Raw genomic sequence first — 20690 nt, 5'->3', positions numbered from 1 at the left:
GAGTAGGACGCCGCCGAACAATCATTCACAGAGAACCCCCATCCGGGAAACCGGATGGGGGTTCTCTGCATTTCCGGGGCTTTGGGACTTCAAGGCCTCAGAGCTGGAGCTTGAATCCGACGTGCGACGGGACGAAGCCGAGCTTCTCGTAGAAGCGGTGGCCCTCGTTGCGGGTCCACGCAGACGTAGCCGAGGCCGCAGGTGTGGCGGACAGTGACGTGGGGGCGGTCATCGTGCCGTACGGGCGGGTGTGGCTGGCCGGCCTCAGTGGCGGCGCGGCCGGGGCCGTGGGCGTCGAACAGGGGCTTCAGGAGGAGGGGTTACAAGGTCTCGGTGTCGGGCCCTGTGGTCCCTGTAGGCCCTGCGCCGGTAGGCCCCGCCCTGCGAATCGGCCCGGGCCCGCTTGGCGGCCGTCCGGGTACGGCGAAGGCCGTTGGCTCCCCCATGGGGGAGCCAACGGCCTTCGCGTGGTGGTGCCGGTTGACCGTCAGCCAGTCAGCTGTGCGGTGTAGGTCCACCGCTGGTTGGCCCCGCCGTGGCAGTCCCAGATGTCGAGCTGGGTGCCGTTGGTGGTGGTCCAGCCGGGGAGTTCCAGGCAGCGGCCGGACTGCGGGTTGAAGAGGCTGCCGTCGTAGCGCCGCAGCCACTGCTGGCCGCCCTCGGCGGGGTTGCAGTCGCGCAGGACGACCTTGGCCCCGTTACCGGAGGCGTTGTCCTGAGTGCCGACGCACTTGCCGTTGATGGTCATGGTGTCGTCGGGAGTGAAGGTGAAGTGCTGGTTCGCTCCGTTCCAGCAGTCGTAGATGGCGATCGTCGCACCAGCTGAGCCGCCACCCCAGTCGTCGACGCACTTGCCGTAGGCGTAGGCGCTCTGGACGTGGACGCTGGCGTTACCGGTGGCGAGGTTGTTGGCCTGCTGGTCGGTGACGGCATACGGGTAGAGCCGCACGTCGCTGACCGCGCCGTCGAGTCCGGCGGCGTCGGGGAGCTGGTGCGTGGTCTCGGCGCCGATGGTGATCGGGCCGTCGGCCGTCCAGCCGTGCCAGTCGGCGTCGACCTTGGTGGTGCCGACGGCCTGCCCGTTGACGTAGAGGGTGATCGCCTGGGTGTCGGCGTTGTAGGTGCCGACGAGGTGGGTCCAGACGCCGACCTGGGGCGCTGCGGTGTCGTTCACCGTGTAGTACTTGGCCGGCGGGTAGCGGTCCTCACCGGCGAGGGTGAACGACCAGCGGCCGAAGGAGGAGGAGTACTGGAGGTAGAACGGGCTCCGCTGGTTCCCGGTCTGGGAGACGATGGTCCGGAAGCCGTTGGTGTTGTTGATCTTCGCCCAGGCCGCGACGCTGTAGCTGCGGGTGGTGTCGATGCCGGGGCTCTGCTTGGTCTTGTAGTAGCTGCTGCCGTTGAGGGCAGTGGCCGCGCCGGCGACGTTGTTGTGGTCGGCGGTGCGGGTGGGGGCGCCGCTGGGACTCAGCGGGTTGTTGATGCTGCTGTCGACGACCTTCTCGGTCCTGCCGTCCATGGCCCACCAGCTCGGGGCGGCGGCGGCACTGGCGGCGTTCTGGGGACCGGCGTCCCAGGTGAAGGTGGGATTGGTGGGGTCGCCGCTGCGGTGTCCCCACCAGATCTGGATCTGCCCGTCGGCGTTGCGGCCCCAGAGGGTGGGGGCGCCGTTGCCGGTCAGGTCGCCGTCGGAACCCAGGACGGGCCACGTCGTGGCGGAGACGTTCCCGATCGGGACGGCGGCGGAGATCGCGGTCACCGTGGGCACGCTGATCGGGTTGCCGAAGTCGTCCCGGACGGGCTCGCCGTTGTGGGTCGGGGCGTAGGTGCCGGTGGTGAAGGTGTAGGCGCGCAGATCGCCGGTGGCGCGGTTGCGGGTCCACAGGCCGGGGTGTCCCTGGCCCGCCCAGTCACCCGGGGTGAGAAGGTCGATGTCCTTCCAGCCGGAGGCCGCCAGTTGCACGGGGGCGCCGAGCGTCTGGGCGCCGGTGGCCGGGTAGAACCACAGGCCGGCGTCGCTGCCGTTGCTCTCGACCGTCAGCAGGCCGGTCTGGTTCTTGAACTGCAGCTTGGTGTCGAGGTCGCTGTGCGCGGGGTCACCGAGCGAGGCGACCTGCAGAGTGGTGGACCAGTCGGCGGCGTACACTCCCGGCGCGCACTGCGGCGGCGGGCTGTCCGCGTCGCTGCAGTTGGGCTTGGTGAGCACGGCCTTGCTGTCGAAGCGGCCGGAGTAGCCGGTGTTTCCGGGGTTGCCGTAGAGGTAGATGTCCTTGTCGCCCGCCGGGTGGACGATGAGGTCGTCGACGTTCTTGCCGCCGGTCAGGGTACCGCGGTGGGTGAACTGGACGCCGTTGGTCCAGCTGCCGGTGGGGGAGTCGGCCGGCAGCGCCGCCAGAGCCGCGGTGGGACTCTTGGCGAGGGAGTTGCCGGGCACGTTGTACGCGCGGAGGTTGCCGACCCCGTCGTAGGTGACGATGTCGGGAGCGCCGTCTCCGGTGATGTCGCCGAAGACCGGCGGCGGGCCGTCGGGGTTCCACGGCACGTAGAAGGCGTACTGGGAGACGGGGGAGACGTTACCTGCGTCGTCCTGGGCCTGGATGAACAGGACGTTGGTGCCCCAGCGGCCGGCCATGACCGGAATGCCGCCGGTGGGCATGGCGCCGCCGCACTGCCAGCCGGCGCCGGCAAGCTGCGGGTCCCAGCTCCAGCGAAGGCACTTCACCCCGGAGGCGACGCCGCCGTTGGGGGTGGGATCGGTGAGGGTGACGGGGACGTACCCGGTCTGCCAGGTGCGGATCTTGGTGGTCTGCCCGTTGCCGGAGGGCGGGAACTGGGTGGCCAGTGCGCCGTCGGAGAGCTGGTCGTAGACGCCGGGAACAGAGACCTGCGGAGGAGTCAGGTCGACACCGAAGCGGCAGGTGGGGGTGGAACCGGAGAGACCGACCAACTGGTCGCTGGCCATGATGCCGTAGCCGTAGAGGTGACCGTCCTTGATGACGTTCGGGTTGACGGTGAAGGCAGCGTTGCCACCATTGTTGACGAGGGGTGAGTAGCCGCTGTCGACATCGGGAACGCCGGAGACGGTGTAGTCCCAGATGTGGGACCAGGAGTAGAGCTGCCCCTGGACGGGGCTGCTGACGGTGGCGTTGAGGGTGACGGCGCCGTTGAGGTCCGAACCGGCACCGAGCCAGCCCCAGTTGTCGCCGTTGCAGCCCTGGGTCTGGCGGGCGGGGTCGACGGTGTGGGGGACCGGGTAGGTGTACGGATTTGTCGGGGTGTTGGGGGTGCGGTCGTAGGTGACGGTGAGCGTGGCGCCGTAGTCGAAGCGCTTGAACGCGTAGGCGTTGTTCTCGTCGGAGGCCTGGAGTCCGAAGGTCAGCCAGGGCTCGTTGACCCACTGCGCCACGGTCGGGCCGGCGTTCCAGAACGTCACCGGGACGTTGTCATGGCAGGCGCCGCGGCCGGAACCGGCGACCTGGGCGGTCTCGATCGGGCCGCCGACCGGCTGGGGCCGGTTGCTCCAGTTCGTGCCCGTGTTGATGGGGCGGTCGACGAGGTAGAGGTCGACGCCGTAGGTCTTGTTGCAGTCCCAGTCGGCGGAGATGTACTCGGCGAAGTCCAGCCGCGCGGAGTTGATCGCCGCGCCGTTCAGACCGCGGGTGTCGATCTGGAAGTAGGCCCGCTCGATGTCGGCCGGGTTGCAGCTGGGCGCGCTCGGGTAGCTGCCGCACTTGCCGACGCCCAGGTGGTCGCTGTCCGCCGGGCCGTTGACGTTGTAGTGCGTAGCGCCGGGGTGCGCGGACTGGACGAAGGTGGAGCCGTAACTGCCGTTGACCCAGGGGATCCAGGCCGGGTCGATGAAGTACGGCGCGGTGCCCGTGGCAAGGATGTCCTGGTCCGGGGTGACGTCGATGCCAGAGGACGTGGTGGCCACCGGCATCGTCGCGACCTTCGCGCCGGCGCCGGGGCTCTCCGGGGTGCTCACCGAGGGGACCACCTCGCGGCCGCCCGCGCCGGAGGAGGCGCTGGGGGCCGGTGACGGCGAGTGCGTCGTGTCGGCTGCGGGCATGGCCGCGGCCGCAGCGCGGAAGCTCGCGGCCTTGACACCCGGAGTGCTCGTCCGGGTGGCGTCGGCGGAGGCCGTCGGCGCGCCGGCGGCGGGGGTACTGTCCCACATCCGGGGCGCGGGTGCGTGCCAGCGGGGACCGTCGGCGGCGGAGGCCGTCAGGTCGTGGTTCTCGTCGGACGTGATGGTGACCCCGTCCGTGACGGTGCCGAAGTGGAGGTTCTTCAGCGCCGGGTCCGCCGCTGCCTTGGCGGTCTTGACGATCAGTACCGTGCTGACGCTGCCGGCCTTTCCGACCGTGACCTTCAGATCGGTGTCGGCTCCGAGGACCGCCGGGTAGAGCAGGCTGTCGCCCTGGACCTGGGGTGCGGGCAGCGGGAACGGTGCGGTCAGCGCCAGCCTCTTCCCGTCCGTGCTGGTCATGGTGGCCAGCGGCCCGTCACCGCCGCCGGACAGGACCACACCGGACGGGGTGGCCTTGGGGGCGAAGCCGCCGCCCGGTCGCGCGGTCAGGGTGGCGTCCAGCGGGCGCCATTGGCCGTCGGCCTTCATCCGCTGCTGCTGCGGGTGGCGCGACTCCTGCAGCCGGCCGTCCGGGGTGGCGTAGGTCTCGGTGAACTCGGTGGTCAGACGGTCGATCAGGACGCTCTTGCCGGTCGCCTTGGCCTGGGCGAACGCGGTGTCATCCGCCGGCCGGTCCTTCGGGCGGTCCTTGGCGTGTGCGGCATCTGCGGCCGCCATGAGCTCGGTCAGGGTCTTGCTGTCGGTCCCGCTCGGCGTGGTGCCGGCGAAGGCGGGCATGGCGGAGGACAGGGCGAGGACGAATCCGGTTGCGGCGGCGGCGAAGCGCAGCCGAGACACGGCTCGCCCCCGGGTTCTCGAGTGTTCTCTTGGTGGGCGTTCGGGCATGACGGGGCCTCCCCCGGAAGTGATGGTTGGTGCGGACACCGCCGGGATCGGGCAATGCGCACAGGACATGCGGAATTTCGCCCAGGAAGTGAAGGTTCGTCAAATCATTAACAGGGCGGTATGTCCCTTTAGCGGGGCTGGCTGGCGATTTGTCGGTCAACGTGATGTATGCCACTTACAAAAAATTGATCTTGGGCTCGACGGTGATGTGAACGAGTTCGTAGTGTCGCCGACGTTAATTTCGGCTGTTCCATGCCCAGAGGCATGGTCAATTCCCTTAGGGGGCAGTGGTGGCGTCCACCCGTCGTGCTCGATCAACCAGGGGAAGAACCGCCCAGCGGGCGAGAAAACCCAGAACAGCACTGCTCAGCGCACTGGCTATGATGGCGGGACTCGTCGTGCCGGCGGCTGGGGTTCCCGCATTCGCCGTCGGTTCGGACGAGAACAGGATCTGGTCCCCGACGACCACTCAACTTCCTTCCACGCCATCCGTTCCCGGGCAGGACGCGAAGCCCGGATCTCAGGTTCCGGTACGAATTGCGACTCCTGACTGGGTGCCGCCAAAATCCCCGGCGGTCCCCCCTCATGGTGCGTCCACTGTCGAGCTGGCGGCTGCACCGTCGGCCGGCAGTCGGGCGGCCCGGCTGGACGAGGCCGGCCAGACCGTGATCGAGCCCTCCGCCGGCGCCTCCACCAAGGCAGGCGCCCTCCCGGTGTGGCTGGCGCCCGTGGCCGCCGACGGCCGGGCGGCTACACAGAAGGACGCGCCCGTCGAGCCCGGCGCCAAGTCCTCGGTGCACGTCGAGGTCACCGACGCGAAGACCGCCGCGTCCGCGGGATCGCGCACCAACCTGGTGGCGCTCACGCCGACCGACCCGTCGAACGCGTCCAAGCTGCGGGTCAGCCTGGACGCCTCCGCCTTCGGAGCCGGGCTCGGCGGCGACTGGTCCCAGCGCGCCCGCCTCTACACCCTGCCGGCCTGCTCCCTGACCACCCCCCAGGCTGAGGGCTGCCTGGAGCGCAAGCCCGTCGAGTCGCACTACGACGCCCAGACCGGGAAGCTGGTCGCCGACGTCGATCTGCCAGCCGCCGTTGCCGGCCCGGCCTCCACGGCCGCGGCCGCCCCGAAGGCAGGCGTGACGCAGGCCGTGTTCCGCACCGGGCTCACCGCCGGCGCGGCCGCACCGACCGTGCTCGCCGCCGACGCGCCCGCCACCGGCGGGGCCGGCACCTACAGCGCCACCAACCTGGCACCCAGCCAGTCCTGGACGGCCGGCGAGGCCTCGGGCGCGTTCAGCTACAGCTATCCCGTGCAGGCGCCCCCGAGCATCGGTGGCGGCGCGCCGAATGTCGCCCTGGGATACAGCTCGACCGCGGTGGACGGCAAGACCTCCTCGACGAACTCCCAGGCCTCCTGGATCGGCGACGGCTGGGACTACAGCCCGGGCTTCGTCGAGCGCTCCTTCCGCCCGTGCGCGAAGGACGGCATCACCGGTTCCGGCGACCAGTGCTGGGGCGAGGCCAACCTCACCCTGTCCCTGGCCGGCCACTCCGGCGAACTGGTGCCCGACGACGCCTCGTGCCCGAAGACGGCCGGCCCGGACGAGTGGTCCAGGTGCACCTGGCGGCTCAAGACCGATGACGGCAGCAGGATCGAGTTCCTGACCGGCGCCACCAACGGCACCTGGAACGGCTCGTACATCAAGCTGACCGACGCCGCCGGTGCCGCCTACTACTTCGGCTTGAACCACCTTCCCTCCGCCACCGGCAAGCCCACCACGATCGGCCCGGACACCAACTCCGCCTGGACCGTTCCGGTGTACTCGCCCAACAGCGGCGACCCCTGCTACGACGCGGGCAAGGGCAAGGACTCCTGGTGCCAGACCGCCTGGCGCTGGAACCTCGACTCGGAGGTGGACGTCTACGGCAATCTGACCACCTACAGCTACACGCCCGAGACCAACTACTACGCGCGCGGCGGCGGCCAGAACCGGGGCAAGGGCACCAACACCGCCTACACCCGCGGTGGCGTCGTGGCCTCGATCGGCTACGGGCAGCTGCTGTCCGACCAGCTGAACGCCAACGGTGGCTACCAGCCCGCCGCCCGGATCGACTTCGACTCCGGCGAGCGCTGCGTCACCGGCGCCGCGGCCTGCGACCCGGCCCAGCGCACCGCCGCCAACGCGGCGAACTGGCCCGACGTCCCGCTGGACAAGCAGTGCGCGCAGAACGACGTGTGCGCCAACTACGGGCCCAGCTACTTCACCACGAAGTGGCTGAACACCATCACCACCCGGATCCGCTCCGGCAACGGCTACCGCGACGTCGACTCCTACGCGCTCAACCACGTCCTGAAGCTGGTCCAGAACAGCACCGAGAACACCGCGGTCCCGTGGCTGGCCTCCGTCCAGCGCACCGCCAAGGACGAGTTCAACGGCCAGAAGCCGTTCACCCTCCCGGCCGTCACCTTCGCCGACGTCCTGCTACCCAACCGGGTGGACGGCGCGGGCCCCTCCCGCCCCGCCTACAACCGGCCGCGCATCGCCTCGGTGACCACCGAGACCGGCGGCGCCATCAACGTCGACTACTACCAGGCGTCCTGCTCCCGCACCGCCGGGGTGATGCCGACGTCGGCGGACGACAACAAGCTCGGCTGCTTCAACGTCAAGTGGTACCAGCCCAACTCCACCGCCGACAGCAACCCGGTGGACGACTGGTTCCTGCGCTACCCGGTCAAGACGATCACCGTCGACCCGCGCTCCGACCTCGTCAAGGGCGCGCTCCCGCAGACCACCACGTACACCTACGGCGACGCCGCCTGGCACCGCAACGACGGCCGGTTCGTCGAGGCGAAGGACCGCACCTGGGATGACTTCCGGGGCTTCGCCACGGTGACGACCGTGATCGGAACCGGCAAGGACGGCGTCCAGGGCCAGAAGTCGACCACCTACCACCAGGGCATGGACGGTGACCTCACCGCCTCCGGCGCCAAGCGCTCCCGGACGGTCGCCGGCCCGATGAGTGGACCGGTCACCGACAGCGACTGGCTCTCCGGCCAGGTCCTGGAATCGGACACCTACGCCCAGGCGGGTGCGACCGAACCGGTCGCCTTCAGCGTCAGCACCAGCTCCGGACCGGCCACCACCGCGACCCACGTGCGCGGTGACGGCCTGCCCGACCTCGTCGCCCGCTACACCTCCACCAGCAGCGTCGTCACCGCCAAGGCCCGTAAGACCGACGGCACCTGGCGCACCACCACCGACACCACCACCACCGACCCGGCGCACGCCAACCGGCCCGTCACCGTGCTCAACCAGGCCGAGGGCACCCCGGACGTCTGCGCCCGCACCACGTACGCCACGGGCACCGACCCGATCATGACCGTGCTGGTCTCGGAGGCCATCTCGGTCTCCGGCCCGAACGCCTGCACCGCCGCCCCCACGGCCGCCAACACCCTCACGGGTTCGCGGACCGTCTTCGACGGTGCCGCCTTCGGCAGCGCCGGCGCCAAGGGCGAAGCGAGCAGCATCCAGGTCCTGGAGAAGTTCGACGACTCCGGCAAGGCCCAGTGGACCACCACCGGCCTCAGCACCTACGACACCTACGGGCGCCCGGTCACCGTGACCGACCCCACCACCACCGACTCCGCCCACCCGGGCGGCGCGGCCACCACCACGGTCTACAACTCCGCCAACCCCGGCGAGCTGCCCAACGGGACGACGATCACCTCGCCGGCCCCTGTCGGGGCTCCCGACGCGGCCTCCGGCCGGATCTCCACCGCGACCCTCAACCCCGCCCGGGCCCTGCCGATCACCGGCACCGACGCCAACGGGCGCACCGTCACCCAGGCCTACGACGCCCTGGGCCGCCTCACCGCCGTCTGGCTCGCGGGCCGGACGACCAGCGACAAGGCGAACTACACCTACAGCTACGCGGTCGGCAACGGTGCTCCCAGCAGCGTCACCTCCGGCCGCCTGCGCGCCAACAGCAGCTACGCCCAGTCCGTCCAGATCATGGACGGGCTCGCCCGCGTGGTGCAGACCCAGGCCGACCCGGCGATCTCCGCCTACCACGGCCGGATGATCACCGACACCTACTACGACTCCCAGGGCCGCGCCAACCGCGTCAACAACACCTACTACAACGACCAGGCCGGCCCCGCGACCACGCGGTTCGAGCCCGAGGACGCCAAGGTCCCGAACCAGACCTACAGCGTCTTCGACGGCCAGGGCCGTACCACCAGCGTCCAGTTCCGCGCCTACGGTGTCGCGCAGAACGCCACCACCACGTCCTACCCGGGCGCGGACCGCACCGACGTCACCCCGCCCGCCGGCGCCACCCCGACCACCACGGTCAACGACGCCCGCGGCCGCACGACCCAGCTGTGGCAGTACCGGACGCCCGTCGCCACCGGCAACAGCGCCGACGCGGACGTCACCAGCTACGCCTTCAACCCGGGGGGCCAGGAAGCCTCCCGCACCGACGCCGCCGGCAACACCTGGTCCTACACCTACGACCAGCGCGGCCGCCAGACCGGCGCCAGCGACCCGGACGCGGGCAACAGCTCCACCACGTACAACGCCGCGGGGCGCGTGGCCTCCAGCACCAACGCCGGCGGCCAGACCATCGCCACCGCCTACGACCTGCTCGGTCGCAGGACCGGTACGTACCAGGGCACGGTCAGCCCGGAGAACCAGCTGACCGGCTACGCGTACGACACCGTCGCGAAGGGGCAGCAGGACAGCTCCACCCGCTACGTGGGCGGGGCGAAGGGTGCCGCGTACACCAACGCGGTCGTGTCCATGGACATCGGCTACCGGCCGACCAAGACCACCCTGACGATCCCCGGCAGCGAGGTCGGACAGACCAGCCCGGTCACCTACACCACCAGCGCCAAGTACGACCCGATCACCGGGGCCAAGACCGAGGAGACCCGCCCGACCGTCGGCGACGTCTACTCCGAGACCATCGTGTACACCTACGAGGTCTACGGTCTGCTCTCGAAGTTCGGGGCGTACGGCGGCAAGATGTACGACCTCCAGTCGGACTACGACGCCTACGGCCGCAACATCCGCTCCACGATGAACCCGTGGGGCACCCAGGTCGTCACCACCGCCACCTACGACGAGCCGACCGGCCGCACCCTCAACCAGTACGTCGACAAGCAGACCTCGACCACCGGCACCGTCCAGAACACCACCTACGCCTACAACCAGGTCGGCCGCATCACCGCGATCCGGGCCATCCCCGACAACACACCGAGCGCCACCGACCTGCAGTGCTTCAGCTACGACCACCTCGGTCGGCTGAGCACCGCGTGGTCCGACACCGGACGCCTCGACCAGGCGCCCGACCCGGCGGTGGGCGGCCAGGGGGCCTGCACCAACTCCACGCCCACCAGCGGCGCCCAGGCGCCCACCCGCACCACCGTCGGCGGCTTCGCGCCCTACTGGCAGAGCTACCAGTACGACCTGACGGGCAACCGCACCCAGCTCGTCGTGCACGACGCCGGCGGCGACACTGCCAAGGACACCACGGTCACCCAGACCTTCCCGTCCACCGGCACCCGCAACGCCCCGACCAGCGCGCCCAACAGCGGTGGCGGCACCGGCGGGCCGCACGCCCTGCTGAGCTCCACCAGCAGGACGGGCAACAACGCGCCCACCACCAGCACCACCCAGTACGACGCGGCCGGGCGCACCACCGCCATCACCGACACCAACGGCACTGCCAAGCTCACCTGGAACGGTGAGGACCGGCTGGAGTCGCTGGCCAAGACCGACGGCGGCACCACCACCTACCTGTACGACGCCGAGGGCAACCAGCTCATCCGCCGCAACCCCGGCAAGACCACCATCAACATGGGGGCCGACGAGCTCACCGTCGACACCAGCACCACCACCAAGCAACTCGCCGGCGCCCGCTACTACGACATACCCGGCGGCACCACCCTGGTCCGCCAGGGCGGCGGCAGGCTGACCTACCAGATCGCCGACCACCACGGCACCGGCGTCCTGGGCATCGACTCGGCAACTCTGACCGAGACCCGACGGCCCAATGACCCGTTCGGCAACCCCCGGGGCACCCAGCCGAGTACCTGGGCCGGAGACAAGGGTTTCGTCGGCGGTACCAAGGACGACGTCACTGGACTCACGAACCTCGGGGCCCGGCAGTACCAACCGACCACCGGGCGGTTCCTGAGCCTCGATCCCATCCTCGACCGGGCCGATCCCCAGCAGTGGAACGGCTACGCGTACGGCGACAACGATCCCGTCAACCGTGCGGACCCCAGCGGTCTGTTCTCCATCGTCGACTTCATCAAGCCGCTCATCATCGCGGTCGCCACTGCGGTCGCCTCGGCCATGGGCTGGGCCATCCCGAGCGCTAAACCCGTCTCCCCGAACGTCGTCTCCGTCCCGGCGGTCGACCAGGCGGAAGAGAGCGCACAGCGGGCCGAAGCCGCGAAGCAGAAGGTCGAAGCGGCGCACCACAAGGAGAACCAGGCCAAGCAGAAGGTGATGGGCGCCGGCAAGCAGCTGGCCAAGATCGCCGCCGACGAACTCGGCATCACGGACGCCTTCGACTGCGTCACCAAGGGCGACCTCGGCGCCTGCGGCGAGACCGTGCTCAACGTCGCCACCAGCCTGATCGGCGGCGGTCCGCTCGCCAAGCTCGCCAAGAAGTACGCGTTCCATTGGGGCAAGGCCTACGAGCTCGCCAAGACGATCAAGCGCCTCGCCAACGAGCTCTACGACGGCTTCAAGGCCTGGCGCACGGAGTCCAAGGCCGCCCGCGAGGCCGAGCAGGCGGCCGAAAGCTGCCTCACCGGAGGGAAGAAGCACAGCTTCAAACCCGACACACCCGTCCTACTCGCCGACGGCAGCAGCAAACCCATCAAGGACGTGAAACCGGGCGACGAAGTCCTGTCGACCGACCCGCAGACCGACAGCACCAAGGCCGAGGCCGTCGCCGCCACCATCGTCACTCCTGACGACCGGCAGTTCACCGACCTCAGCCTCAGCACGGACGCGAAGCCGGCCGTCACCCTCACCTCGACCCAGCACCACCCCTTCTGGGACGAGACCACCCAGCGCTGGACCAATGCCTCCGACCTCCACGCCGGCGACCGGGTCCGCGCGGCCGACGGCACTTTCCTCACCGTCCAGGCCATCCGCAACTACGAGACCGATCCGCAGGAAGCTCGCGACCTGAGCGTCGCCGAACTCCACACGTACTATGTGCTCGCGGGGGCCACTCCGGTCCTGGTACACAACTGCGATATTTCGATGGATGAGGCCGTCAACCGTGCCGTTGCACATGTTGGTGACGATGCAACAGTGGTGCGGTCTGGAAGCGGCGGAGTTCAGTTCATGAGCGTGACGACCGGCGAGGACGGGAACGCGATCAGGAAGATTGCGCGGTTCGATGTGAACCCCGATAGTGCTCATGTCCAGAAACTTGGACCACATCTTAATCTGGAAACCCAGATCAATGGAAAGACGGTTACGAGTGGTCCGCTCAAGGATCCCCATACTCCTATCGATCCATCTACGATCCGGCCGGGTGACTACTGGCGGTAGACAACTTACGGAGGTGTGGCGTTGAAGGTCTTGCGCGAAGATTCGACCGGGGAAATGGAGCTCTCTGGAACTCGCTCCGAGCTGCTGGCCTTGGGCCGGGAGCTGCGGAGCGGTCGAGGAGAAATCCGCATTCCGAAAGCATCGAATCCATTCCCGTACGATAGGGCGTTGTCGCGGATCGAATTTCAGCAAGCGAGAGGGAAGGTTCGTATTTCTTCTTCGGGAGACGGCGAAGCTATGGAGGTTCAAGGCGAGCTAGATTCTCTTGCTATTCTTGCCGATAATATCGAAGCGTTCGCCTTGGGGGCGGATCAAGACGACCACCTCCATGTGGATTACTTTCCAGACCATGATTATCTGGTCGAGGGATCAGAGTCGCTGGTTGTCGGCATCGCTGGTGATGCACTCAAGTTGTCGTGAAGCGACTTTGGTGCAACTAATCCGGCAGTGAAATCGCTAAATTTCCGCGGCTTATGCAGCGGCCCCACCGGATCCATCCGGTGGGGCCGCTGTGGCGTCTGACGACAGTAGCTGACGGCAACGTCAGCGGACGGGCACCTCACGAAGCGATGGATCGTTGCCGTCTCCGGGCACGTTGGAGGTCTCGTTGGGGTTGTGGAGGGCGTTGCTAAGGGTGTCGCTGGCTTGGCGCTGGAGGAGGAGCCGGAGCCCCGGAAGCCGAGCATGTGCGCCCACTTCCAGAGCTTGGGGCCGGCAAAAACTCCTAGCGCTGGCCCAGGTTTCAGCAGGTGCGGATCATCTGCCGCACGTGCCGTTCTACGGCCAGGCGGGGCGGCGGGCGGGACTGGCTGGTACCCGGGCAGGTCCGGCACTCCACTGGCGCGCCGGTCTATGCGGACGGGGCCATTCCGTGCCCCTTGCGGTGGCGGCAGAGCAGGGCGCGGTCGAACCCGCCGGGTGATTCGGCGGACTTGGTGGCGTACTTGGCCGCGTAGGCGGCGGTCTCGCGCACGTCGAGCTGTTCGCTCCAGGTGAGTTCGCGTTCTCCCCCGCGACATCGGAGGTGGCGGTCAGGGTGACGTGCTCGGTAGCGGCTTCTATAGCACTGTGAGGACTTCGGCGGTCGCGTACCTGGGCGGCGGGGGGGGCTCGCTGCTATCTTCAGAGCCATCGAATCGGATCACGGTGTGGAAATGGACTGGGCTGCGCTTCTGGTAATCGGCCAGCTTCGCGAAGGAGACCCGCAGCACTGTGTGGGTAGCCTTCTGCGGGTGGCCGAACCGGACCGCGATCTCGCGTCGCAGGTAGATGTGAAGTGCACCTATAGTGTGGAGGCATGGGAGTCGAATATTATGCGCCCGCGTAGTTGTGTATCTTTGGGTCGAGCGGGGTGTCACGCGGCGCGTCTGTGAGTTTCCGTAACGGCAAGGAGGGCACTATGTGCAGAATGGCGCCAGTCGTACGAGAAAACCACCCGGACCATCGTTCGCGTCGAGCCCTGAGCATTGCAGTAAGGCCAGTCGTAAAGTCGGCAAAAGGGGCGATTGGCCTACGCAACTGGCGGCAGTGGCGACGGCAAAAACCACGGACTTAATCTCAAATTCAAGGGATTTGACGGGCTGTCAAATAATTAACGTCGACCCAAAAGTCCGGTAGAGGGGTTTCGTATAGCATGCATACTATATGCCAGAAGGTGTCGATCTGATCCTGGTGTACAACTGTCCGGCGGGCAGTGGTGAAGCACAGGCGCCAACATGGGCGGGCAGAAGATCTTTGGTCGAATGAGGATTCAACTGGCGACCGCGCCGTTTTCGGATGGGGTGAGGATGGCAAGGTCGTGCGCATCAGGCCTGGATCAAGGATGGATGGGCTTTCAGCGGTTGGCGTAAGGGGCTGAGGTTCCGCGGCACCGGAGGCGAGCATTCTGGAATCACACCACCGATCTACTACCCGAAGGGTGGCGGTCGCGGAGTGCCAGGTGCAGACGTTCCGGAGAGCATTCCTCCGGGCTATCTTCCGTAGGGAGTCCACATGAGTCGGAACGAACTATCCCGGCGAATCCTTCACGAGGCATTCCCTGAAGTGGATTCCAGCGATCCGGTCTCGTACTTCAGCGAGACGGGCGATGCGGTGCAGGCCTTGATGTACTCATGGCTCTACTGGCCGAACCTGGTGGAGATCCGCGGCGCCGTCTTTTTTGCGCTCTACGGGAATGACGAAGTTGAGATTGCGAACTGTCTGGCGACTCCGTCGGCCGACGGGCATCCGGATTGGCCTGCCATGGCATGGGGTCAAATGGTGGACAGCTACAACATCTTCGAGATCCCGCACCTCTTCCGGATGATGAAGGGGCCGTCCGAACTCGCTGCGGATGCTTGTCGGCAGCTCGGTGACGCTCTGGTCCAGACGTGGCAGGGGCGACTCCTGGCGGCGTATCCAGAGCGCCGCCTCACGGTGCGGATGATCGAGGGTGATGACTCGATGGACCTGAGGATCGAGGTCTCTCAGCTGACCCCGAGTCTCGTTCCACCGAAGGGCTGGGACGGGCAGCGAAGGGGAATCACTGTGACGTCGTGAAAAGGTCTCCGAACAACCCGTAGCCGGGTGTTCGGATCGATTCGGAAGATCGAAGGCGCCCCCCTTGCCCGGCACGTGAGTGCCGGGCAAGGGGGGCGCTGTTTTGCAAGGTTTACCGGGTGGGCGGGGTGACGATGGGGAACTTCGGGTCGGGGAGGGTCAGGGTGGCGAAGACGGCGTCGGCCGCCTGCTGGGCGTTCGCACCCGTCAGCGCGATGTGCCGGTCCTCGACGGCTTGGTCGAAGTTGTGCCGGAAGCCGGGGGTCTGGGCGAGGTCGTCGAGGGTTTGGCGGCTGAGGGTGATGGTGGCGTCCGGCACGTCGACGAGGCGGTCGCCGCCGGCCACGTAGACCAGGACGCCGTTGCGCAGGGTCGTGGTGCAGGTGTCGCCGGTGTCGGTGAACACCCAGTTCAGGGTGATCGGGAGGCGGTTCCGCTCGGCGGCCGTCGGCCCGTCCACGCTGCGGGCGAGGGCGGAGAAGTACTGGTCCAGGGTGGTGCTGCGGATCAGGTCGGCGGAGGTCTGGCTGGTGATCAGCGGCTGCGGGCCGTCGACGACCTCCCGGGCGCCGGTCAGGTAGGCGTTGCGCCAGGTCCCGTTGGCGCTGCCGTAGCCGAGTTGGGTGAAGTCCTTGGCCTGGAGCTCCTTGGCCCGGGTGACCTGCGGCTCGGCGAGCGGGCTGCCCGAGTCGGCGGCGGCGCCGAAGATGACGTGGTCGAGGAGTTCGGCGGCCCAGCGGAAGCCGTCCGGGGTGTCGGTGTCGTAGGCCCGCTGGGCCGCCGTGACGACGGCCTCGGCGCCGCCCATCGCCTCGACGTACGCCGCGCCGGCCTTGACGGGCGGGAGCTGCCACAGGTGGGCCGGGTTGCCGTCGTACCAGCCCATGTACCGCTGGTGGACCGCCTTGAGGTTGTGGCTCAGCGAGCCGTAGTAGCCCTGGTTGTACCAGTGGTCGTCCAGGCCCGGCGGGAGGGTCTCCAGCTCCTCGGCGATCTCTATGCCGGTGCGGCCGGCGTTGATCAGCCGCAGCGCCTGGTCGTTGAGGTAGCCGTACATGTCGCGCTGGGTGTTGAGGAATTCGAGGATGCGGGCGTTGCCGGGCGCGCTGCCCTCGCCCGCCTCGCTCCACATCGGCCAGTGGTGCGAGGCGAACAGGACGTCGGTCTCCTTGCCGAAGGTCTGGATCGCCTCGGTCAGGTACTTCGACCACGCGTGCGCGTCCCGCACCTGCGCGCCCCGCAGGCTGAGGATGTTGTGCATGGTGTGCGTGGCGTTCTCCGCGATGCACAGGGTGCGGGCGGCCGGGAAGTAGATGTTCATCTCCGCCGGGGCCTCGGTGCCCGGGGTGAGCTGGAACAGCATCTGCACGCCGGCCAGGTCGAACTGGTACAGCCCCGGCCGCCAGGGGATGGCGTAGGCGTCGCTCCACTGGTCCCTGGGGACCGCGGGGTGGGCGGGCCCGCCGATGTAGTCGGTCGGCGGGATGAGGGTCACCTCGCCGGTGGAGATGGTCGTGCCCAGGCCCGAACCGACCTGCCCCGTCGGGCTCTTGTCCAGCTGCGCCGCGTACATGTACTGCGCGCGCCGCGCCATCGCGGGGCCCGCGTAGACGTTCTCGCTGATCGCGTGCTCCAGGAAGCCCTCCGGCGCGACCACGGGGACGCCCGGCTCCAGCGGGTCGCCCTGCTCGGCGAACAGGCCCCGGGAACCGCCGAAGTGGTCGACGTGGCAGTGGGTGTAGACGACGCCCAGGACGGGTCGCTGCTCCCGGGTGAGCTCGGTCCTGTCCCGGAACAGCCGGAGCGCGGCCTGCGCGGTCTCGTAGCAGGCCAGCGGGTCGATGATGACCAGGCCCGCGTCGCTCTCGATGATCGTCATGTTCGACAGGTCGTAGCCGCGTACCTGGTAGATCCGGTACGCGGGACAGCTCGTGACGTGGAACAGCCCGGCGATGGCGGTGAGTTCGCCCTGCCGGTGCAGGCTGCCGTTGACCGTGGGCATCTCGGTGCGCAGGTCCGGCTGGAGGAACTCGTACGCGGTGAAGTCCCAGACCGCCTCCGACGGGTTCTTGCGGGACATGATGACGGGCACGTCCGGCGGGGCGATCATGAACCGGCTGGCGTCGGCGAAGTCCCGGCCGTCCTTCTCGTCGGCGATCCTGGCCGCCTCGGCGGCCTTCCGGTTCGCTTCGGCGATGGCGGGCGTGGGCTCGATGGGCTCGGTGTACTCGGGCGTTCCGGACATGGCGAAACCACCTCCATGGGTAGGTGAGGGAACCGCCGCACTGCGGCGGGGCAGTCGCGCTATGTGTGTATACGACTACGAACAAGGGGGTGATCGAGCCATTTCCTTGACCTGAACCTGTCGACAAATCGTTCGACGGTCGCGCCGTCCCAGGGCGCACGCACCCCCTGACGTGCGCTGTCGTGCCCGCCGTTCGAACCCGGGAGGGGGCGCCGGCCGTGATACCGGCGGAGGCCGGTCGGCGGTCGGCGGTCGGCGCGAGGACGGATGTGGGAGGACAGCGATGGCCTGGTACCAGGGGCAGAGCCGGATCACGGTGACGGCGGTGGAGGGGCAGTGGCCGCAGCGGGCGGTGGTGACGGTGCGCGGCGGCCGTCCGGTCGAGATTCCCGGGACGGTCGGGGCGAGCCACCTGGTGGACGCCGAGCGCTGGGAGCTCGACCTGGAGCACCGGCGCGAGGGCGAGTGGTGCCCCAACATCCGCGCGGTGCAGGGGCGCTGGCAGGAAGTCCGGGGCGTGCTGACGCAGCTGGTGCACAGCCGCAACCGGGACGGGGGCGGTGACCGCAGCGACCGGAACCTGGTGCTGCGGATCGAGCGCGTCGAACCGGGCGACGGCGCGCCCGTGGACGTGGCCGCGCAGGGCCGCGCCACCGCGCCGCGCACCTCGGCGGGCCAGTCGGCGGCGTCCGGGGCGTCGGCCCCGCGGACTTCGGCCGCGCCGGTGGGCAGGACGTCGACCACCTCGTCGGCGCCGACCGTGCGGACCAGCGGTTCGGGGGCCGGGTCCTCCGGGCCGGGCCCGGCCGCTCCGTCGCGCGCGGTGACGTCCACCGGTGTCACGGCGACCAGGCCCTCTACCGGCAGCTCCTGGCAGGGCTGACGGGCGTTCTGAGCTGACGGATGTCCTGAGTCCTGAGTCCGCCCGCGTTCCGGCGCGTGGCGGATCCGCTCGGCCGCCCCGCGCCCCGGGGCGGCCGATGTGAACCAGAGCATGCGTGAAACAGGGCACACGCGCACCACGGCACAAGCGCATCGGGGCACACGCGCATCAGAGCCCTCATTGATTCACTCACAACGCACCTGATCTATTCCGTCGCATTCCTGCACAACCGCCCCAGGCGTCAGGGGAATCACTCGGCTATTCCCCGCGGAAACCCGGCCGGGTGGCCGGGGGGATCGGGGTGTCACAGTTTCGGCCAAAGAATTCACACCCGTCATCAGGCGTTCCGGGCGTGGCCGTGAGTCACACCAGCGATTTTGCGGTTCCGATTCCGGGGAGAGTTGCTTTCCGTTCAATCGCCAGGGGTTGCGAGCGGGTGACCCGCCGTGAAGACTGTTCCGCGTTCGTCGTTCCGAGCGTTCGGGCCGTCAAGGTATTGCCCGGTCCTCGCGACGGTTGTGGCAGGTTCCGCACGGTGGCTGCGGGGAGGGATCGCAGGGGGGACAGGCATGCCGGGCGCAACGATCGCGCAGGTCAGGGCCGTCGGAGCGGCCGACTGGAGCGTTCGGGATTCCTGTCCGGCCCCGCCTGCGGGGTGAGGGCATTCGGCGGTCGGCCGTTCGCCGCGCACCGTTCCCGCCCGCCGTTCCCCCGTTCGCCGTTCCGGGGCGGCGTGGAATTCGGGTCGCATTCGCACCGTCCGGTCGGGGAGCGCCGAAGCGGCCGGGAACGGTTCCCCTCGGGTGGGTGCGGCGCCCTGGCAGGAGCCGTCGGGGATTCCCGTTCACACCCCGCCGGCCGTCATCGGCAGGGCTTCCGTCGATTCCCGTTGTTCCCGCGAGTCTTGAGTCGAGGAGCGCAGGTGGCAGGAAATTTCACGGCGTGCTCCACAGTAATCAGGAATTCATCCGCGGACGCTTGCCGCGCCCGCATCTGAGAACCAGTCAACGGGAGCTTCCGCCCATGCCGTACCCCAGTTCCGCGCCCGTCCGCGAGCGCGCGCCGTTCCTCTTACGCCGCGAACTGCAGCACCGGCTCGACACGCTCGCGCGCACCCACCGGGTGCCCGGCGCCCAGGTGGTGCTGGACACCGGCTCGGAGGTCGTGGCCCTGCACACCGGTGTGGCCGACGCCGCCACCGGTGCGCCCTTCACCGGGGACACCGTGGTGCCGGTGGGGTCGCTCACCAAGCCCTACACGGCCGCCCTGGTGATGCTCCTCGCCGACGACGGCGACCTCGACCTCGACGACCGGGTCGCCGATCACCTGCCCGAGCTCCGCCGGATGCCAGCAGTAACGATTCGCCAACTCCTCAGCCACACCGGCGGACTGCCCACCGGGCCGGACTCCGACGCCGCCGCCCGGACCACCGCGGCGCACTACCTGTCGTCCGTGTGCACGGCCGGGGACGCGCTCTTCCCGCCCGGGACGGACTTCTCCTACTCCAACGCCGGCTACGTCGCCGCCGGGCGCCTGGTGGAGACGGTGACCGGGATGCCCTGGCACGAGGCCGTGGCCGCCCTGCTGCTCGAACCGCTCGGCACCGTGCCCGTGTTCGTCGACGCGAGCGCACCCGCACGCCCGGTCGCCGCCGGGCACGCGCTCAACGCCGCGACCGGCCGGGCCCGGCCGGTCCGGCAGAACCTGGCCCCGCTGGAGGCCCCGGCCGGCGCCCTGCTGGCGAGCGCCGCGGACCTCGCCGCGCTCGGCGGCGCCCTGGTCGGCCGGGCCAAGGCCCTGCCCCCCGCCGTCGCCGAGGAGATGCGCCGCCCGCAGCCCGGCGCCCGGCCGGGTGCGCTCGCGGACGGCTGGGGCCCGGGGCTCGCCCTCTACCAGCAGGACGGCCGGTTGTGGTGCGGCCACGACGGCAACGCCATGGGGACCTCCTGCCACCTGCGGGCCGACCCGGACAGCGGCGTGGTGGTCGCCTTCGCGGGCAACTCCGGCACGGCCACCGCGCTCTGGCGCGAGCTCGCGGCCGATCTGGCCGAGCTGGCGGGTGTCCGGGTGCCCGCCGCGATCGCGCCCGTGGGCGCGGGCGAGCCCGCCCCCCTGCCCGAGTGCGCGGGCACCTACCGCAACGGTTCGATCCGGTACCGCGTCGAGCCCGCGGGCGACGGATCGTCCACGCTCTCCGTGGACGGCGACCTGCCGCTGCCCCTGCGCTGTTTCGCCGACCTCTCCTACGACCTGCTCGCCCCCGACACCGGCCGCCCCGAGCCGGGCGGGCGCTTCCACCGCGATCCCGCCACGGGCGTGATCGACCGGGTGCAGGTGTCCGGGCGCACGGCGCGTCGCGCCGACCCCGCCTGAGGCGCCCGGCCTCGTCCTGGCCGCCTGCGGCCCTCCCGCCGGCGCCGCTCCACCGGGCTCACCCCCGGCTCGTTCCGTTCCCCCGGCCCGGTTCCC

Annotated in this window: 9 protein-coding genes and 1 pseudogene; 5 read left to right on the top strand and 5 right to left on the bottom strand. The window is 69.3% G+C overall.

Annotation, left to right across the window (positions count from 1 at the left end):
• Positions 1-97 precede the first annotated feature (97 nt).
• Together ACFVX9_RS27780 and ACFVX9_RS27775 are read right to left on the bottom strand one after the other, a co-directional pair.
• A pseudogene (locus ACFVX9_RS27780) lies at positions 98-187 on the bottom strand (GNAT family N-acetyltransferase); the annotation flags it as partial.
• Positions 188-487: 300 nt separating this feature from the next.
• Positions 488-4927: a LamG-like jellyroll fold domain-containing protein gene (locus ACFVX9_RS27775; protein ID WP_387984114.1), complete on the bottom strand. Its 4440-nt coding sequence runs from the start codon at positions 4925-4927 to the stop codon at positions 488-490.
• 713 nt (positions 4928-5640) lie between these two features.
• On the opposite strand from ACFVX9_RS27775, the gene ACFVX9_RS27770 reads away from it, so the two are divergent.
• Positions 5641-12555, top strand: coding sequence for an RHS repeat-associated core domain-containing protein (locus ACFVX9_RS27770; RefSeq protein WP_387984112.1), 6915 nt, complete (start codon positions 5641-5643; stop codon positions 12553-12555).
• Between the two features lie 15 nt (positions 12556-12570).
• A complete protein-coding gene (locus ACFVX9_RS27765) occupies positions 12571-12975 on the top strand; it encodes a hypothetical protein (RefSeq protein ID WP_380485914.1) in 405 nt (134 codons plus the stop codon).
• Between the two features lie 430 nt (positions 12976-13405).
• On the opposite strand, the gene ACFVX9_RS27760 is transcribed toward ACFVX9_RS27765, so the two are convergent.
• Together ACFVX9_RS27760 and ACFVX9_RS27755 are read right to left on the bottom strand one after the other, a co-directional pair.
• On the bottom strand, positions 13406-13528 hold the full coding sequence (locus ACFVX9_RS27760) for a hypothetical protein (protein ID WP_380485916.1): 123 nt from the start codon (positions 13526-13528) through the stop codon (positions 13406-13408).
• Between the two features lie 85 nt (positions 13529-13613).
• Positions 13614-13913: a replication initiator gene (locus tag ACFVX9_RS27755; protein ID WP_380485918.1), complete on the bottom strand. Its 300-nt coding sequence runs from the start codon at positions 13911-13913 to the stop codon at positions 13614-13616.
• Positions 13914-14547: 634 nt separating this feature from the next.
• On the opposite strand from ACFVX9_RS27755, the gene ACFVX9_RS27750 reads away from it, so the two are divergent.
• Positions 14548-15093, top strand: coding sequence for a hypothetical protein (locus ACFVX9_RS27750; RefSeq protein WP_387984109.1), 546 nt, complete (start codon positions 14548-14550; stop codon positions 15091-15093).
• A gap of 112 nt (positions 15094-15205) precedes the next feature.
• Here ACFVX9_RS27750 and ACFVX9_RS27745 read toward each other — a convergent pair whose 3' ends face one another.
• A complete protein-coding gene (locus ACFVX9_RS27745; RefSeq protein WP_387984107.1) occupies positions 15206-17338 on the bottom strand; it encodes an alkyl/aryl-sulfatase in 2133 nt (710 codons plus the stop codon).
• A gap of 283 nt (positions 17339-17621) precedes the next feature.
• On the opposite strand from ACFVX9_RS27745, the gene ACFVX9_RS27740 reads away from it, so the two are divergent.
• Both ACFVX9_RS27740 and ACFVX9_RS27735 read left to right on the top strand, forming a co-directional pair.
• Positions 17622-18221: a hypothetical protein gene (locus tag ACFVX9_RS27740; protein WP_387984105.1), complete on the top strand. Its 600-nt coding sequence runs from the start codon at positions 17622-17624 to the stop codon at positions 18219-18221.
• 1023 nt (positions 18222-19244) lie between these two features.
• Positions 19245-20594, top strand: coding sequence for a serine hydrolase domain-containing protein (locus ACFVX9_RS27735; protein WP_387984104.1), 1350 nt, complete (start codon positions 19245-19247; stop codon positions 20592-20594).
• The last annotated feature ends 96 nt before the right edge of the window (positions 20595-20690 follow it).

Origin of the sequence: Kitasatospora sp. NPDC058243 (genome assembly GCF_042882025.1) — a bacterium.
Classification (GTDB): Bacteria; Actinomycetota; Actinomycetes; order Streptomycetales; family Streptomycetaceae; genus Kitasatospora.
Note: the sequence above shows the minus strand (reverse complement) of the source record. Positions and strands in the feature narration are given on the sequence as shown.

Excerpts from the sequence above, each read along its gene's own strand:
- ACFVX9_RS27740 (WP_387984105.1), top strand. The coding sequence starts at position 17,622 with ATGGCCTGGTACCAGGGGCAGAGCCGGATCACGGTGACGGCGGTGGAG.
- ACFVX9_RS27745 (WP_387984107.1), bottom strand. The coding sequence starts at position 17,338 with ATGTCCGGAACGCCCGAGTACACCGAGCCCATCGAGCCCACGCCCGCC.
- ACFVX9_RS27735 (WP_387984104.1), top strand. The coding sequence starts at position 19,245 with ATGCCGTACCCCAGTTCCGCGCCCGTCCGCGAGCGCGCGCCGTTCCTC.
- ACFVX9_RS27750 (WP_387984109.1), top strand. The coding sequence starts at position 14,548 with ATGAGTCGGAACGAACTATCCCGGCGAATCCTTCACGAGGCATTCCCT.